16 protein-coding genes are annotated in these 15,543 nt (G+C 69.6%); 12 read left to right on the top strand and 4 right to left on the bottom strand.

The genetic code is table 11. The features are described from left to right. Positions 1-64: 64 nt before the first annotated feature. On the bottom strand, positions 65-748 hold the full coding sequence (locus tag IEW34_RS04315; RefSeq protein ID WP_188607847.1) for a histidine phosphatase family protein: 684 nt from the start codon (positions 746-748) through the stop codon (positions 65-67). 247 nt (positions 749-995) lie between these two features. Here IEW34_RS04315 and IEW34_RS04310 point away from each other — a divergent pair, with 247 nt between their 5' ends. Further along, the gene (locus IEW34_RS04310; RefSeq protein WP_188607846.1) at positions 996-2,324 is read left to right on the top strand and encodes a TAXI family TRAP transporter solute-binding subunit; all 1,329 of its coding nucleotides are present in this window, start codon (positions 996-998) and stop codon (positions 2,322-2,324) included. Between the two features lie 160 nt (positions 2,325-2,484). Continuing rightward, positions 2,485-2,862 (top strand): hypothetical protein, encoded by a 378-nt coding sequence (locus tag IEW34_RS04305; RefSeq protein WP_188607845.1) that lies wholly within the window; start codon positions 2,485-2,487, stop codon positions 2,860-2,862. A 13-nt stretch (positions 2,863-2,875) separates the two neighbouring features. Here the strand turns inward: IEW34_RS04305 and IEW34_RS04300 are convergent, their stop codons facing one another. Then, positions 2,876-5,005 carry a mechanosensitive ion channel family protein gene (locus IEW34_RS04300; RefSeq protein ID WP_244641751.1) on the bottom strand — a complete coding sequence of 710 codons (2,130 nt, stop codon included), beginning with the start codon at positions 5,003-5,005 and terminating at the stop codon, positions 2,876-2,878. 370 nt (positions 5,006-5,375) lie between these two features. Here IEW34_RS04300 and IEW34_RS04295 point away from each other — a divergent pair, with 370 nt between their 5' ends. The 10 genes from IEW34_RS04295 to coaA all read left to right on the top strand — a co-directional run bounded on the left by IEW34_RS04295 (position 5,376) and on the right by coaA (position 13,545). After that, positions 5,376-6,866 carry a sensor histidine kinase gene (locus IEW34_RS04295; protein WP_188607843.1) on the top strand — a complete coding sequence of 497 codons (1,491 nt, stop codon included), beginning with the start codon at positions 5,376-5,378 and terminating at the stop codon, positions 6,864-6,866. Further along, the gene (locus tag IEW34_RS04290) at positions 6,863-7,291 is read left to right on the top strand and encodes a response regulator (RefSeq protein WP_188607842.1); all 429 of its coding nucleotides are present in this window, start codon (positions 6,863-6,865) and stop codon (positions 7,289-7,291) included. The genes IEW34_RS04295 and IEW34_RS04290 overlap by 4 nt, the downstream gene beginning before the upstream one ends. Further along, on the top strand, positions 7,288-8,343 hold the full coding sequence (locus tag IEW34_RS04285) for a sensor histidine kinase (protein WP_188607841.1): 1,056 nt from the start codon (positions 7,288-7,290) through the stop codon (positions 8,341-8,343). The genes IEW34_RS04290 and IEW34_RS04285 overlap by 4 nt, the downstream gene beginning before the upstream one ends. Before the next feature lie 498 nt (positions 8,344-8,841). After that, a complete protein-coding gene (hisB, locus tag IEW34_RS04280) occupies positions 8,842-9,429 on the top strand; it encodes an imidazoleglycerol-phosphate dehydratase HisB (protein ID WP_188607840.1) in 588 nt (195 codons plus the stop codon). A 123-nt stretch (positions 9,430-9,552) separates the two neighbouring features. Next, positions 9,553-10,041: a DUF2628 domain-containing protein gene (locus IEW34_RS04275; protein WP_188607839.1), complete on the top strand. Its 489-nt coding sequence runs from the start codon at positions 9,553-9,555 to the stop codon at positions 10,039-10,041. Next, positions 10,038-10,688, top strand: a complete 651-nt coding sequence (hisH, locus tag IEW34_RS04270) for an imidazole glycerol phosphate synthase subunit HisH (protein WP_188607838.1) — start codon at positions 10,038-10,040, stop codon at positions 10,686-10,688. The genes IEW34_RS04275 and hisH overlap by 4 nt, the downstream gene beginning before the upstream one ends. After that, entirely contained in the window at positions 10,685-11,431 is a 747-nt protein-coding gene (hisA, locus tag IEW34_RS04265; RefSeq protein ID WP_373288179.1) for a 1-(5-phosphoribosyl)-5-[(5-phosphoribosylamino)methylideneamino]imidazole-4-carboxamide isomerase, read from the top strand. Before hisH ends, hisA begins: the two co-directional genes overlap by 4 nt. 12 nt (positions 11,432-11,443) lie before the next feature. Continuing rightward, entirely contained in the window at positions 11,444-12,217 is a 774-nt protein-coding gene (gene hisF, locus IEW34_RS04260) for an imidazole glycerol phosphate synthase subunit HisF (protein ID WP_188607836.1), read from the top strand. A gap of 1 nt (position 12,218) precedes the next feature. Beyond that, positions 12,219-12,539 carry a phosphoribosyl-ATP diphosphatase gene (locus IEW34_RS04255; protein ID WP_188607835.1) on the top strand — a complete coding sequence of 107 codons (321 nt, stop codon included), beginning with the start codon at positions 12,219-12,221 and terminating at the stop codon, positions 12,537-12,539. Between the two features lie 19 nt (positions 12,540-12,558). After that, complete coding sequence (gene coaA, locus IEW34_RS04250; protein ID WP_188607834.1) at positions 12,559-13,545, top strand: type I pantothenate kinase; 987 nt, start codon at positions 12,559-12,561, stop codon at positions 13,543-13,545. A gap of 39 nt (positions 13,546-13,584) precedes the next feature. Here the strand turns inward: coaA and IEW34_RS04245 are convergent, their stop codons facing one another. Both IEW34_RS04245 and IEW34_RS04240 read right to left on the bottom strand, forming a co-directional pair. Next, positions 13,585-14,436, bottom strand: a complete 852-nt coding sequence (locus IEW34_RS04245; RefSeq protein ID WP_188607833.1) for a heme ABC transporter ATP-binding protein — start codon at positions 14,434-14,436, stop codon at positions 13,585-13,587. Beyond that, positions 14,433-15,437 carry a FecCD family ABC transporter permease gene (locus tag IEW34_RS04240; protein WP_188607989.1) on the bottom strand — a complete coding sequence of 335 codons (1,005 nt, stop codon included), beginning with the start codon at positions 15,435-15,437 and terminating at the stop codon, positions 14,433-14,435. The genes IEW34_RS04245 and IEW34_RS04240 overlap by 4 nt, the downstream gene beginning before the upstream one ends. Positions 15,438-15,543 lie beyond the last annotated feature (106 nt).

Raw genomic sequence — 15,543 nt, 5'->3', positions numbered from 1 at the left:
GCCGCAGTCGCTTGGTTGGGTGGCCGGGTCAAGCTCGGCCATCCATCATACGAGGAAATGCGCCTTACGCCCCCATCAGCTTGATCGCCGCCGCCGGGGCGCTGCCGGCGGCCCAGGGGCGGTGGTTCACGCTGAGCACGCGCCAGTGGTAGGCCTCGGGCGCCCCGCCGAGATGGTCCAGGCGGGTGATCGAGCAATTGTCGATGGTGAAGGTGAGCGCCGCCTCCAGGTCGAGCCGGAGCGCGGCGGCGATCGCCGCCTTGATGGTGCCGCCGTGGGCCACGGCGACGATGTCGCGCCCGGCATGTTCCACCGACAGTTGCTCCACCGCGCCGCGCACGCGGTTGGCCAGATCCTCGAAGCTCTCGCCGTTCGGCGCCCGCACGCTCGGCGGCGAGAACCAGAAGGCGTGGGTGCGCTCGGGACTCGCCATGAACTCCGCGCGGTTGCGGCCCTGCCAGTCGCCCAGGTGCTGTTCCGCCAGCGCCGGTACCGCCACCGGCTGCCAGTGGGCGCCGTAGTCCTCGGCCGCGTGCGCGATCGCCTCGGCGGTCAGGCGGGTACGCTGGAGGTTGCTGGTCAGCCAGACGGCGTCGCGCGGCAGATCGCGCGCCAGCGCCTGGAAGACGATCTCGTCGGTGCAGTCGCACGGCAGGTCGCGCTGTCCGTAGATGTAGCCACCGTCGTCCACGGGCGCGTGCCGCACCCACCACCAGCGCGTCGTCGCTCGATTGCTCGTCGCCGCCATGCTTCGCTCCTCCATCGCCGTCCATGTCGCCGGCCCGCCGGCACCGGCCTCACCAGCGCGCCCCGCGCTCCGGGCACTTTCCGCTGGCACGGAATTCAGCGGGCGGCAACAATCGTTCCGCGTGCCGGTTGCCATTGCCGCGGCTCGTTTGCCGGCGGAAGCTATGGACGGCAGGCGGCACGGATCCTGCTCGTCCGGCGGCTGGCGGCAGGCAGGCCCGGTTCGGCCGTCATGAGGAGAAGCTCGCGTGGTCCGCGGCATCATTGCCAGCATCATGCTCGGGGTCGCGATCGGCAGCGGCATCATCTACCTCGGCCTGCAGCCGACGACGCTGAAGCTCGCCATCGCGGCGGAGGACAAGGTCGACCGCGCCATCTTCGAGGCGGCGGCGACGGCCCTGAAGGACAAGCGCCGCCAGGTGCGGCTCGCCATCAAGCTCAAGCCGACCAACGAGGATGTGGCGGTCGCGCTCGGTGCCGGCACCGCCGACCTGGGCGTCCTGCGCTCGGACGCGACGACCCCGACCGGCGTCGAGGCGGTGCTCATCCTGCGGCGCGAAGCCGTCGTGCTCGTGGCGCCCGAATGGGCCGAGGTCGGCAGCTTCACCGATCTCGCCGACAAGCGCGTCGCCATCGTGCGTCACGGCGGCCCGGCGGGCCACAACATCAACATCCTGCGCGACTACTATGGCTTGGCGGCGGCCCGGGCACACGATGCCGTCATCTCCTTCGAGGAGCTCGAGGAGGCGCTGGCCGCCAAGCGCTTCGATGCCTACGCGCTGGTCGGCAGCCCGACCTCCGGGCCCCTGTCGGCCAGCGTGCGGCGCATCGCCAACGCCTCCGACGGCAAGATCGTGTTCATCAACATCGACGAGGCGGAAGCCATCTCGCGGCGTGGCCCGGACGCGGAGGCGCTCCGCATCCCGGAGGGCACTTTCGGCGGCCGGCCGCCGCTGCCGCGCAAGGAGCTGCTGACGCTCGCGGCGCCCGTCCGGCTGGTGGCACGGCCCGATCTCGATGACCAGCCGATCAGCGAGCTGGCCCGGCAGCTCATCGCCATGCGCTCGGTGCTGCGGCGGGTCGCGCCGGGGGCCGAATCGCTCGAGACGCCGGACCCGGACACCTCGCAGATGCTGGTGCAAGCCGGCGCCCGCGCCTTCCGCGACGGCGACGAGCAGACCTTCCTCGACCGCTACAGCGACTATCTCTACCTCAGCCTGTTCCTCGTCGGCGGGCTGGGCTCGATGGTCACCGCCGTCACCGGCCGATTCCAGCGCCGGCAGCGGCAGACTGTGATGCGGGTCCTGGAGGAGGTGATGCTGACGCTCGACAAGCTGCCGCGAACACCCTCGCTCGCCCAACTCGACGAGGCGGACCTGCACATCGCCGACGTCTACCGCCTTGCCATGCAGCAGGCGGCGGAATGCAACCTGTCGGCCGATGACATCGCTGCCTTCTCCCTGGCGCTCAGCCACGCCCAGACGCGGATCGACGTGCTGCGCACCCGGGCCGAGCTGGCGGCCGCGCAGCCGCCGCGGCCGGTCGCGGCGGTCAGAACCGGTCCCGCTCCGATCTGACCCTCTGATCGCAGGCGCGCTGTCCACGCCCACAACCGCGGCAAAACGGCCACATCCGACAGACCGCTTGCATGGGACGGCTTGCGGCGCAGCCACGATGCAGAAATAGGATAGCGCGGACCCGATGCCCTAGCTTGGCCGCTTGCCCGTGGAGACGACGATGCGCAGCCTTCTGTTCGTGATGCCCTTCCTGTCGGCAGGGCTCCGCTTCGCCCCGGCCCCGGCGCTGTTCGGCGGCCTGCTGCTGGCCGGCGGCCTCATTGCGCCGGCCGCCGCGGAAGGCGTGCCGAGCCTCAACGTGAGGCCGAGCTGCGAGGCGGCCGCCCAGCTGGAATCGCTCGACAAGAAGCAGTTGCAGGCGTGCCTCGACGACGAAGCCACCGCGCGTCAGCAGACCGAAAAGGAATGGTCGACGTTCTCGGCGTCGTCGCGCCGGGAGTGCGAGGACGAGACGAACTTGAACGGCACGCCGAGCTACGTGGAGATGCTCGAGTGCCTGCGGCTCGCCCGCGACGCCAAGAAATACCCCGCGCAATAGAGCGCCCGACGTCTCAGCCCGCGGCCGAGGCATCGGCCGCGGCCTTGTTCGCTGCCAGCATGTTCTGGGCGGCAGCCGCGGCGGCGTCTCCGCCGCCGCCGGCCACCTGGACCGTGGGAAAGGCGAACTTGATGCCGTTCCTCTCGAAGGCCTCGCGGATCATGACGTAAGCACGGCGGCGAATCATGAACTGTTCGCCGGGCTTGGTCATTATCTTCGTCTGAATCTCGATGGCGAACTCGCCGAAGGAATCGATGCCCTGCAGCTTGAGCGGCTGGAGGATATGCGGGGCGAACTCCGGATCCTTGGCGAGCTCCAGCCCGATCTCCTTGATGAGCTTTTTCACCTTGTCGAGATCGCTGTCGTAGGTGACGCGCACGCTCATCTTGTCGATGACCCAGTCGCGGCTGAGATTCTCGACCGCTCCCAGCTGGCCGAACGGCACCGTATAGATCGGGCCGCGGTGGTGGCGCAGCTTGATCGAGCGCAGGCTGAACGATTCCACCGTGCCCTTGTAGCGGCCACAGACGATGTATTCGCCGACACGGAAGGCATCGTCGAACAGATAGAACATGCCGCTGATGACGTCCTTGACGATGGACTGGGCACCGAAGCCGACGGCGACGCCGACCACGCCGGCACCGGCAATCAGCGGGCCGATCTCCACGCCGAGGGCCGCCAGGGCGGTGAGCACTGCCATCGCCGCCAGCACGACGAAGATGATGTTGCGGAAGATCGGCAGCAGGGTGCGCAGCTTGGCCCGCCGGGCTCGCTCGGCGTCGTCATGGCCGGGACCGGCCTGGCTCTCGGCTAGCTTGCGATCGATGAGCGACTTGACGAGCTGCCAGAGCAGATCGGCGACGAGCAGGATGACGACGCCGCTGAGCAGCCCGCGTATCAGCCGCGTGACCATGTTGTCGCGATTGGTGAGGGCGACGAGGTCGATGTTCCAGATATAGGCCATGAACACCGCGGCTCCGGCGATCAGCAGGGCGCGCACACCGCGCTCGGCATAGATCGCCGCGACCGGCTTGGCAGCCGGCTCCTCGTCGCCCTCCGCCGGCGGCGCCGCGACGATGGCGTCGGTGATCTGTCCGGAAAGCTGGATGGCCTTGGGCAGCAGCAGGGCAAGAGCGCCGAGGCAGAACAGGCCGATGAGGCCGCCGACCCACAGCAGCCAGAGTGCGATGCAATAGAGCGACAGCAGGATGTTGACGAAGGTGTGGCCAGTGGCCCGGGCCGGGCCGGCCGCATCGGCCATCCCCGGACGGGGGCGCCGCCACACCACCTCCAGGGCGATGGCGAGCAGGCCGAGGCCCAGCATGTAGGCGATCAGCGCCCGCGACGGCTGGCCGAAGCCGAGCGGGGCGAGGTTGTTCACCGTCGCCCAGCCGAACATGAACCAGGCGACGAACAGCACGATGCGTCGGTACCAGAATGTGGCAGCCCCATCGGCGAGCGGTACCAGGCGCCGGTGACCCTCGTAGGCGGCCAGGCGGGCGGGCACCAGGACGAAGCGGCTGATCGCCAGCACCAGGCGGAACACCACCGCGGCGATCAGGTATTGCAGGACGATCTGCTTGAACACCGGCGGCCAGGCGAAGGCCAGGAAGGCGGCGACGCTGCCCAGCGCGAACACCGCCACGAGCGCGAGGTCGAAGCCGAGCCGTACGGCGATCGCCCGCAGCCGCTGCCAGGGCGTGGCAGTCGGCAACGCCTCCATGAAGCGGCGCGTGCTGGCCGACAGGCGCCAGACCAGCCGCTCGACGCCCCATCCCAGCGCCAGGAAGCCGACGACCAGAATGAGGATGCCGATCGGCCGACGATCCTGAATCTCCGAGCGGAGCACCGTGCCGGCGTGCGCAAGTTCGGGGCCGAGCAGCGGCACGGCGGCCGCCAGCCGGGCGAAATGGGCGCGCAGTTGCTCCATCCGCCGCGTCGCCTCTGCGCCCGCCGACATATCCTGGGGCGCCGCTGCCGCCTCCGCCGTGGCGGACGACGCTTCGGCCCCCTTGCCGTCCTGCGCGGCGAGCCACGTCCTGACGGCCGGATTCTGCAGCAGGCGAACGAGCTCCTGCACGTCGGCCGGGGGCGCGGCGGGCGCGGGCGCTTCGGCCGCCGCGGCGCCCGTCCCGACGCTCATCAACAACGCGAGCAGCGCAGGGGCGAAAGCCCTGGCAAGCATGCGCAAGCCACACTGGATCATTGTCACCCCCTCGACACTGTCTGCATACGGTCCGGCCGGGGCGCTTGCAATGGATCGGCGCGGGGCGCCAATTCCGGCAATACTGCGGACGACCGGTGGCGTGGCGGCATCCGTAAGAGCGTTCCTTCTGTCGGCTATCCGACATTACTGCAACGACAGTAAAGGCAACAAAAAAGATCTCGGCGTGTTGCGATAAATGCCCTAGACGAGTCCGCAGGCTGTCCCGAAGCGTTTGTCGATCCGGGCGGGCCCCTATTGGCTACCGCTCCGGCAGGAGCGACTGGCAAAGTCGAAAGCAACCGCATTCATGTCCATGACGTCCGGATCGTTCGGCCGGAATATCCTTCTGCTGATGATCGCCGGCTTCGCCGCGCTGCTGGTCACCGGCGCGACGGCGATCTGGCTCGTGCGCAAGACCGCGGCCGACACCGAGCTCGTCGTGCACTCGCAGACCGTGCAGAACCTGATCCAGCGCATCTTCAGCTTGGCGCAGGACGGTGAAACGGGCCAGCGCGGCTATCTTCTCACCGGCGACGCCGCTTATCTGGGACCCTACGAACGCGCCACCGCCGGCATGCCCGAAGCGCTGCAATCGCTCCAGCGGATGACCGCCGACAACCCCGCCCAGCAGGCTCGCATCAGCGATCTGACGAGCGCCGTGCAGGACAAGCTCGCCGAACTGGGACAGACCATTTCGATCTACAGGAGCGGGCGGCAGGCGGAGGCATTCGCCGCGGTGCGGAGCGGGCAGGGGCGCGAGGCCATGGCGCGCGTGCGCGCCGCCGTCGGAGAGTTGAGCCGGGCGGAGAGCGAATTGCTCGGGCGACGCTCGGCGGATTCGGCTGCCACGGTCAGCTGGCTGCTCGGCGTCAGCTTGGCGGCGCTCCTGCTGATCGCCGGGGTCGCCGCCGGCTCGTTGTTGGTGGTTCGCCGCTATACGAGCGAACTGCACCGGGCCCAGGCGGAACTGGCGCAGGCCAACACCGGCCTGGAAGAGGTCGTGGCCGCGCGCACCGCCGAGCTGGTCCGGGCGAACGAGGAGGTGCAGCGCTTCGCCTACATCGTGAGCCACGACCTCAGGTCGCCGCTGGTCAACATCATGGGCTTCACCAGCGAGCTCGACGCGTCGCGGCAAGCCATCGCGCGGCAGTTCGAGCGTCTCGCCGAGACGGCGCCCGGCCTCGTCGGCGAGGAGGCGAAGCTCGCCGTCGAGGAAGATCTGCCGGAGGCCATCGGCTTCATCCGGGCTTCGACCACCAAGATGGACCGCCTGATCAACGCCATCCTCAAGCTGTCGCGGGACGGCCGGCGCACGCCGACGCCCGAACGCATCGCGGTCGGCGACATGGTGGCGGCCATCGCCGCCACCTTGCAGCAGCAGACCAGTGCTGCCGGGGCCGAGATCGAGATCGGCGCGCTGCCCGCCCTCGTGTCCGACCGGCTGGCGCTTGAGCAGATCTTCTCGAATCTCATCGAGAACGCCGTCAAATACCTCGATGCGTCCCGCCCCGGGCGCATCGCGGTGCGCGGCCGGGCCGCCGGACCGCGCATCGTCTACGAGATCGCGGACAACGGGCGAGGCATCGATCCCAAGGACCATGAGCGGATCTTCGAGCTGTTCCGCCGCTCCGGCGCCCAGGACCGCCCGGGCGAGGGCCTGGGCCTGAGCTTCGTCCGCAACAGCGTGCGCCGCCTGGGGGGCACCATCACCGTGGCATCGGCCCCCGGCCGCGGTTCGACCTTCACCCTGGACTTCCCCAGAGTCCTGCAACGCAGCAACGAAAGCCTAGCCGCATGACGACACAGCAGCCGGTCCTCATCGTGATGGTGGAGGACGATGACGGCCATGCCCGCCTGATCGAGAAGAATATCCGCCGCGCCGGCGTCAACAACGAGATCCGTCATTTCCCCGACGGCACGTCGGCGCTCGCCTTTCTGTTCGGGCCGCAGGTCAGGGCCGGGATGCCGATCCTGGTGCTGCTCGACCTCAACCTGCCGGACATGACCGGCACCGACATCCTGGCTCAGCTCAAGGCCGACGAGCACACCCGACGCGCGCCCGTGATCGTGCTGACCACCACCGATGACAAGGTGGAGATCCAGCGCTGCTACGACCTGGGCTGCAACGTCTACATTACCAAGCCCGTCGACTACGACGCCTTCGCTACGGCGATCCGGCAGCTGGGCCTGTTCCTCACCGTCATGCAGGTCCCCTCCGCATGAGCGAGGCCGGGGCGGCGGAGGCAGCTCGACGCGTGTTGTATGTGGACGACGACGCGGCCCTTGCCCGCCTCGTCCAGAAGGATCTGCGCCGGCACGGCTACGACGTGACCATCGCCCTCGATGGCCCTCGGGCGCTCGAGCAGGCCCGCCACGGCCGCTTCGACGTCATCGCCCTCGACCACTACCTGCCGGGCACGACCGGCATCGACCTGATGCCGCTGCTGCGCGACCGGGACGATCCGGTGCCGGTGGTCTACGTCGCCGGAACGGACGAGGGCCGTGTCGCCATCGCGGCCCTGAAGGCCGGTGCCTCCGACTATGTAATCAAGGATGTGAGCGGCGAGTTCTTCACGCTTCTCCGCGCCGCGATCGAGCAGGCGCTCCTCCAGGACAGGATGCGCCGCGACAAGGAACTCGCCGAGCGCGAGACGCGCGAGGCGCGTGACCGCGCCGAGATGCTGCTGCGCGAGGTCAACCACCGCGTCGGCAACAGTCTCCAGCTCGTCTCCTCCTTCGTCCGCCTGCAGGCGTCGCACACGGCCGATCCCGGGGCGCGCGACGTGCTGTGGGAGACCGAGGCCCGGATTGCCGCCGTCGCCCAGGTGCACAAGCGCCTCTACACCTCCGACGACATCCGCTACGTGCGCATGGAGGAGTATCTGGAGGGACTGCTCGACGAGCTGGCTGGCACCCTGAGGACCAGGGACCGCCCTCACCGCCTCCTGATCGATGCGGAGCGCATCGAGCTCGCCACCGACCGTGCCGTGTCGGTCGGCATCATCGTGACCGAGCTGGTGACCAACGCCTTCAAGTATGCTTACCCCGACGGCGTCGCGGGCGACGTGCGGGTCGAGCTGAGGCGCGGCACGGACGGCCGCCTTGTTCTGACAGTCGCCGACGACGGTGTCGGCAGCACGGCCGACGCGGCGGTGCGCGGCACCGGCCTGGGCCGCAAGGTCATCGCGGCCATGGCGCAGAGCCTGCGCTCCGACATCGTCTACGACACGGCCCACCGGGGCACGCGCGTGCTGCTGACTTTCGCGACGCATTAGAGCGGCGTGATTCTTCTTCGAAGCACGCCGTGCAAGGTCGTTGTCTGAGCATGATCCGACCCCGCACCGAGGGGCTCCCTTGGGATCATCCTCTGGCCCCAGCGCACATTCATGCGACCGCTGCCGGGCGGCCGGCGCTTGCTTGGGCAGCGGCACGAACGCGGCGCGGTGGGCCGGGCGGATGGGCCGGCATGGCAGGATCGCGAGGCGCTTCAGGGATCGCCGAGGGTAGAGGCCGGCAGCGGGGGTGCGCGGTGGCTGTTCCCAAGCCGTTGAAGTGGGGGCGGTTTTGCGCCAACTCCACATTCCATCCAGCGCGGATTCACTCTAAGAACGGCGTGGGACGGTCGGCGTCGCGGCGGCCGGCGGCCGGAGCGCTTGGCCATCGGGTGGAATCACCCGATCGCTACGAAGCTCCGGATCCAGGGAGTTGGAGCGTGTCTCCGCAATGGGATGGCCAGATCCGATGGCCGAGGCGTGTTCCTGGGAGTTGAGCACATGCGTGTGGGCGAGATAGCGCGCGGGACATCAGAGACCGACATTGCGGTGCGCCTCGATCTGGATGGCTCGGGCACGGCCGAGATCGCAACAGGCGTGGGCTTCTTCGACCACATGCTCGACCTGTTCGCCCGCCACGGCCTGTTCGACCTGACGCTCAAGGCGACGGGCGATCTGCACATCGACCAGCACCACACGGTGGAGGACTGCGGCATCGCGCTGGGCCAGGCGTTCCGCCAGGCGCTGGGCGACAAGCGCGGCATCACCCGCTACGCGGACGTGCACTTGCCCATGGACGAAACCCTGAGTCGCATTGCCGTCGACATCTCGGGGCGGCCCTTCCTGGTGTTCCGCACGTCGTTCAGCGCGGCCAAGATCGGCGACTTCGACACCGAGCTGGTGCGCGAGTTCTTCCAGGCCTTCGCCATCAACGCCGGCGTCACGCTGCACGTGGAGACGCTGTATGGCGAGAACAATCACCATATAGCGGAGAGCTGCTTCAAGGGGCTGGCGCGCGGGCTCCGCAAGGCCGTTGCGATCGACGCTCGCGAGGGCAGTCGGGTGCCGTCCACCAAGGGCTCGCTCTAGGGCATCATCCCAAGAAGTGGACGCCGGTTTTTGGAGACTATGATGCTCAAGACGACAGCTTGGAGTGGGATGATGTCTCGCAGACGAATCATCGCGCTCTAGGCCACCCCGGGATCTGCGCCGATGACTCCGTATGTGCTCTACGTGCCCGAGGATGCCCAGCCCGGCAATGCCGCGGCACTCAAGCGGGCCGAGGTGGTGAAGGACGGCATCGCCTGGTGGGCGGTGCTGTTCCCCCTGCTCTGGTTCATCTGGCACCGGCTCTGGCTCGGCACGCTGGCCGTGCTCGCGGCCGGCGCCGCCCTTAGCCTCGCCTGCTACCTGCTCGACGTCGACCGCTCGGCCGCCAGCCTGGCGCATCTGGCCCTCGTCGTCTTCTTCGCGCTGGAGGCCAACCAAATCCGTGGCTGGACGCTGCAACGACGCGGCTTCGCCGCGGTCGACGCGGTGCTCGACCGCAGCCGGGCGGGCGCGGAGACCAAGCTGTTCGCCCGCTGGCTTGCCGGCGAGGCCCAGGCCGTAGCGGCACCACGGTCCGCGAGCCCGACGCCGCGCGTCTCCGCGCCGGGGCCGGTCGTCGGCCTGTTCCCCGAACCGGGAGGCGGCCGATGACCGTCGCGATCATCGACTACGGTTCCGGCAACCTGCACTCCGCGCACAAGGCGCTCGAGCGCGCCGCTCGCGAGGCTGATCTCACCGCGACCATCGAGGTCACCTCCGATCCCGAGCGGGTTCGCGCGGCCGAGCGCATCGTGCTGCCGGGTGTCGGCGCCTTCGCCGACTGCCGGCGCGGCTTGGATGCGGTGCCGGGCATGATCGAGGCCATGACCGATGCGGTCCACGGGCGCGGCCGGCCGTTCTTCGGCATCTGCGTCGGCATGCAGTTGATGGCCACCCGCGGCCTCGAATACGAGACGACGGCCGGCCTTGACTGGATCGCCGGCGACGTGGCGCCGATCGCGCCCGACGAGCCCGACCTGAAGATCCCGCACATGGGCTGGAACGATCTGGAGCCTCGGCGCGAGCACCCGTTGCTCGCTGGCATCGCGCTCGGCCGTGGGGGCCTCAACGCCTATTTCGTGCACTCTTACGCGCTCACGCCGGCGGCGTCCGCCGATCTGGTGGCGGTGACCGACTACGGCGGTCCGATCACGGCGCTCGTCGCCCGCGACAACATGGCCGGCAGCCAGTTCCATCCCGAGAAGAGCCAGACCCTGGGTCTTGCTCTCCTCGCCAACTTCCTCAGGTGGCAACCGTGATCCTGTTTCCCGCGATCGACCTGAAGGAGGGCCGCTGCGTGCGGCTCGTGCAGGGCGACATGAGCCAGGCGACGGTGTTCAACGAGGACCCGGCCGGGCAGTCGGAGGCGTTCCGGGATCAGGGCTTCGCCTGGCTGCATATCGTCGATCTCGACGGCGCCTTCGCCGGCCGTCCCGTCAACGCCGCGGCGGTGGACGCCATCCTCGCGCGCGTGCCGACCATGTCCGTGCAGCTCGGCGGCGGCATCCGCGACATGCGCACGGTGGACGCCTGGCTCGCCAAGGGCGTCCACCGCGTCATCATCGGCACCGCCGCGGTGCGCGATCCCGCCTTCGTGCGCGAAGCGGCCCGCCGGCACCCGGGCCGGATCGCCGTCGGCATCGACGCGCGCGACGGGCGCGTCGCCGTCGAGGGCTGGGCGCGGCTGTCGGAGATGAACGCCGAGGACCTCGGCCTCGCCTTTGAGGACGCCGGCGTCGCCGCGCTCGTCTTCACCGACATCAGCCGCGACGGCGCCATGCGCGGGCTCAACATCGAGTCCACCCTGAAGCTGGCCCACACGGTCAGCATTCCGGTGATCGCATCCGGCGGGCTGGCCTCGATCGAGGACGTGCGGCGGCTGACGCAGCCCGACTGCGCCATTCTGGAAGGAGCCATCTCCGGCCGCGCCCTCTATGACGGGCGGCTCGACCCGGCCGAGGCGCTGGCGCTGATCGCCGCGCGGGCCGCGAGCCCTGCCTAACCGAGGTCCACGATGTTGAAGGTCCGCATCATTCCCTGCCTCGACGTCAAGGACGGCCGCGTCGTCAAGGGCGTCAAGTTCCTCGACCTCGTCGATGCCGGCGACCCGGTGGAGGCGGCGAAGGCCTACGATGCCGCCGGCGCGGACGAGCTCTGCTTCCTCGACATAACCGCCAGCCACGAGGCCCGCGCCACGCTGCTCGACGTGGTGACGCGCACGGCGGAGGCCTGCTTCATGCCGCTGACAGTGGGCGGCGGCGTGCGCACGGTGGAGGACATCCGCCGGCTGCTGCTGGCGGGGGCCGACAAGGTGTCGATCAACACCGCCGCGGTGACCAACCGGCGCTTCGTCAAGGAAGCGGCCGAGAAGTTCGGCGACCAGTGCATCGTCGTCGCGATCGACGCCAAGATGGTGTCGATCGGCGACGAGCCGGAGCGCTGGGAGATCTTCACCCACGGCGGTCGCCAGGCGACGGGGCTGGACGCCATCGATTTCGCCACCGAGGTGGTCGAGCTCGGCGCCGGCGAATTGCTGGTCACCTCGATGGACCGGGACGGCACCAAGGCCGGCTACGATCTGGCGCTGATGAGCGCCATCGCCGAAGCGGTGCCGGTGCCGGTGATCGCCTCCGGCGGGGTGGGGTCACTCCAGCACCTGGTCGACGGCGTGCGCGACGGCCGCGCCAGCGCGGTGCTCGCCGCCTCGATCTTCCATTTCGGCGAGCACACCATCGGCGAAGCCAAAGCCTATATGGCAGACGCCGGCCTGCCCATGCGGATGGCATGAGATGAGCACCTTCTCCCTCGACGACCTGGCGCGCATCGTGGCCCAGCGAGCGGACGCCAGCCCGGACACCTCCTACACGGCGAAGCTGCTCGCCGGCGGCCCGCTCAAGGCGGCCAAGAAGCTCGGCGAGGAGGGCGTGGAGGCGGCGCTGGCGGCGGCGACCGGAGACCGGGTCGGCCTGACCGCGGAAGCCGCCGACGTGCTCTACCATCTGCTCGTCGTGCTGCACGGCGCCGGCATTCCCTTGCGGGACGTCATGGACGAACTAAATCGTCGCACCGCACAATCAGGTCTGGACGAAAAGGCTTCTCGCCGCTCCTGATGGGAGGCAGAGATCTGCCATGAACCATATGCTCACCGACGCCCTGAACCCCATGCCGACGCTGGAAGCGCATCTGTCGCCCTTCCGCGTCTTCCGCCGCGAGGACTGGGCGAAGCTGCGCGCCGACACGCCGCTCACCCTGACCGGCGAGGAGGTGATGCGGCTGCAATCGCTGAACGACCCGATCTCGCTCGAGGAGGTCGTCGCGATCTACCTGCCGCTGTCGCGCCTGCTGTCGCTCTACGTCGCGGCGACGCAGGGGCTGTTCAAGGCAACGCAACGCTTCCTGCTGGCCGAGCAGGAAAGCAAGGTGCCTTACATCATCGGCATCGCCGGCTCGGTGGCGGTCGGCAAGTCGACCACGGCACGCATCCTGAAGGCGCTCCTGGCGCGCTGGCCCAACACGCCGAAGGTCGACCTCGTCACCACCGACGGCTTCCTCTATCCCAACGCCGAGCTCGAGCGCCAGGGTCTGATGGAGCGCAAGGGCTTTCCCGAGAGCTACGACACGCAGACGCTGCTGCGCTTCCTCGGCGACATCAAGGCGGGCAAGCGCAATGTCTCGGCGCCGGTCTATTCGCATCTGGTGTACGACGTGGTGCCGGGCGAGACGACCGTCGTCGACCGGCCGGACATCCTCATCGTCGAGGGCCTCAACGTGCTCCAGCCGGCGCGGCTGCCGCGCGACGGCAGCGACATCCCGTTCGTCTCGGACTTTTTCGACTTCTCGGTCTACCTGGACGCTGCCGAGGACGTGCTGCACGAATGGTATGTCAGCCGCTTCATGCGGCTGCGCGACACCGCCTTCCGCGACCCGCAATCCTACTTCCGCAAATACGCCTCGGTGAGCGAGGGCGAGGCGTTACAGATGGCCGAGCGGCTGTGGAGCCGCATCAACCTCGTCAATCTGCGCGACAACGTGCTGCCGACGCGCCGGCGCGCCAGCCTGATCCTGCACAAGGGCGAGAGCCACCGCATCGAAGAGGTGGCGTTGCGACGGCTGTAGCCGCTACGGCAGGATGGGGCCGTCGGGCTGCGGCGACGGCTACCCCACGGGGTCCTTGCGGCCGGGCTTGAGCCGCCCGTCACCGGACGGATCCGTCATTGAGAAGGCGTAGATCGCCTCTCCCGCGGCGCCGCGCAGGATCTCCGCCTCCACCGCGAACACCTCGCGGATGCGTGCCGCGCTCAGCGCCTCCTCGGGTCTGCCGGCGGCGATGAGCTGGCCGCCGCGCAACAGCACGACACGGTCGGCCACCGCCGCCGCCAGGTTGAGGTCGTGCAGCACCGCCAGCACCGCGACGCCCTCCCGCGCCAGCCGGCGGGCCTCGTGCATCAGCAGCAGTTGATGGTGGATGTCGAGGCTGGCGGTCGGCTCGTCCAGAAACAATGCCTGCCGCCGCGGCGCGCCGGCAGCCAGGCGGCCGGCCGCGAGCTGCGCCACGGCCCGGGCGAAATGCACGCGCTGGCGTTCGCCGCCCGATAGCGTTTGGTAGCTGCGTCCGGTGAGGTGGCTGACATCACCCCGGGCGAGCGCATCGCGCACCATCTCCTCCCGCCGCCGTGCCGGCAGGGCCCGCCCGACCACGTCGAGGCCGAGGCGCACGACCTCGCCGACGGTGAAGGGGAAGGCGAGGCCGGAGGCCTGCGGCAGCACGGCCCGGGCAGCGGCCAGGCTCCAGGCCGGCCAGCGGCCGAGCTCCTGCCCCTCCCAGAGGACGCGCCCGGTGGTCGGCGCGAGCTCGCCGCAGGCAAGTTTGACCAGGGTGGACTTGCCCGCCCCGTTGGGCCCGACGACCACCAGCAGCTCGCCCGGATCGAGCGCGAGCTCCACCGCGTCGACGAGTTTGCGCCCGCGGACGGCGTAGGATGCGGCATCGAGGGTGAGCAGGGTCACGACAGCGCCCCGAAGCCACGCCGCAGCAGCAGCCACAGGAAGAACGGCGCACCGACGGCCGCCGTGAGGATGCCGATCGGCAGCTCGGATGGGGCCACCAGCAGGCGGGCCAGGATGTCGGCGCCGAGCAGCAACGCGCCGCCGAGCAGGGCGCTGGCCGGCAGCAGCAGGCGGTGATCGGGCCCGGCGACCAGGCGCACCAGGTGCGGCACGACGATGCCGATGAAGCCGATGGTGCCGCAGCTCGCCACCGCGGCGCCGACCCCGAGCGCGGTCAGGAGGATGGCCGCCGTCTTCACGCGCTCGACGGCGATGCCGATGTGAAAGGCCTCCGCCTCACCCAGCAGCAGCGCATTGAGGCCTCGCGCCAGAAACGGCATGAGGACGAGGACCGCCGCCACAGCCGGAGCGACGGCCACGACCTTGGCCCAGGTGGCGCCGCCCAGGCTGCCGAGGGACCAGAAGGTCAAGTCGCGCAGCTGGCGGTCGTCGCTGATATAGACCAGCAGGCCGGTCAGCGCGCCGGCGAGGGCCGCCAGGGCGACACCGGCCAGCAGCATGGTCGTCACCGACGTGCGGCCTTCACGCGTCGCGATCACATAGAGCGCCAGCGTCGTCACCAGCCCACCGGCGAAGGCGGCCAGCGGCAGCAGGGCAAAGGGCACGCCGGTGCCGAGTGCGGCGAGCAGCCGATCACCGACGACGATGGTGGTCGCCGCCGCCAGCGCCGCGCCCGCCGACACGCCGACCAGGCTCGGATCGGCCAGGGGGTTGCGAAACAGGCCCTGCATCAGCGCGCCGGAGACCGCGAGCGTGGCGCCGACCATCAGGCCCAGGACCGTGCGGGGCAGCCGGATGTCGTAGAGGATCAAGGCCTCGCGTGCGCTGGCCGGCGCGTCGGCGAGGCCAAGCCAACCGGCGATGATGGACACCACGCGACCGGGCGGGATCGAGACGGCGCCCGCGCCCATCGACACCACGGCGATGGCGGCGCAGAGCATCACCAACGCGGCGAGGAGCGGGATGGCGCCCGGACGGCGCACGCCCGCGTCGGGCCCGGCGCGAAGCGCATCGGCAGAAGTCAACGGACAATCCCGGTCATCGTCT

Source organism: Chelatococcus reniformis (assembly GCF_014640075.1).
Taxonomy (GTDB): Bacteria; Pseudomonadota; Alphaproteobacteria; order Rhizobiales; family Beijerinckiaceae; genus Camelimonas; species Camelimonas reniformis.
This window is presented reverse-complemented; position numbering and strand designations above follow the sequence as displayed.

Excerpts from the sequence above, each read along its gene's own strand:
- IEW34_RS04315 (WP_188607847.1), bottom strand. The coding sequence starts at position 748 with ATGGCGGCGACGAGCAATCGAGCGACGACGCGCTGGTGGTGGGTGCGG.
- IEW34_RS04305 (WP_188607845.1), top strand. The coding sequence starts at position 2,485 with ATGCGCAGCCTTCTGTTCGTGATGCCCTTCCTGTCGGCAGGGCTCCGC.
- IEW34_RS04300 (WP_244641751.1), bottom strand. The coding sequence starts at position 5,005 with ATGAGCGTCGGGACGGGCGCCGCGGCGGCCGAAGCGCCCGCGCCCGCC.
- IEW34_RS04295 (WP_188607843.1), top strand. The coding sequence starts at position 5,376 with ATGTCCATGACGTCCGGATCGTTCGGCCGGAATATCCTTCTGCTGATG.
- IEW34_RS04290 (WP_188607842.1), top strand. The coding sequence starts at position 6,863 with ATGACGACACAGCAGCCGGTCCTCATCGTGATGGTGGAGGACGATGAC.
- IEW34_RS04285 (WP_188607841.1), top strand. The coding sequence starts at position 7,288 with ATGAGCGAGGCCGGGGCGGCGGAGGCAGCTCGACGCGTGTTGTATGTG.
- hisB (WP_188607840.1), top strand. The coding sequence starts at position 8,842 with ATGCGTGTGGGCGAGATAGCGCGCGGGACATCAGAGACCGACATTGCG.
- IEW34_RS04275 (WP_188607839.1), top strand. The coding sequence starts at position 9,553 with ATGACTCCGTATGTGCTCTACGTGCCCGAGGATGCCCAGCCCGGCAAT.
- hisH (WP_188607838.1), top strand. The coding sequence starts at position 10,038 with ATGACCGTCGCGATCATCGACTACGGTTCCGGCAACCTGCACTCCGCG.
- hisF (WP_188607836.1), top strand. The coding sequence starts at position 11,444 with ATGTTGAAGGTCCGCATCATTCCCTGCCTCGACGTCAAGGACGGCCGC.
- IEW34_RS04255 (WP_188607835.1), top strand. The coding sequence starts at position 12,219 with ATGAGCACCTTCTCCCTCGACGACCTGGCGCGCATCGTGGCCCAGCGA.
- coaA (WP_188607834.1), top strand. The coding sequence starts at position 12,559 with ATGAACCATATGCTCACCGACGCCCTGAACCCCATGCCGACGCTGGAA.
- IEW34_RS04240 (WP_188607989.1), bottom strand. The coding sequence starts at position 15,437 with ATGCTCTGCGCCGCCATCGCCGTGGTGTCGATGGGCGCGGGCGCCGTC.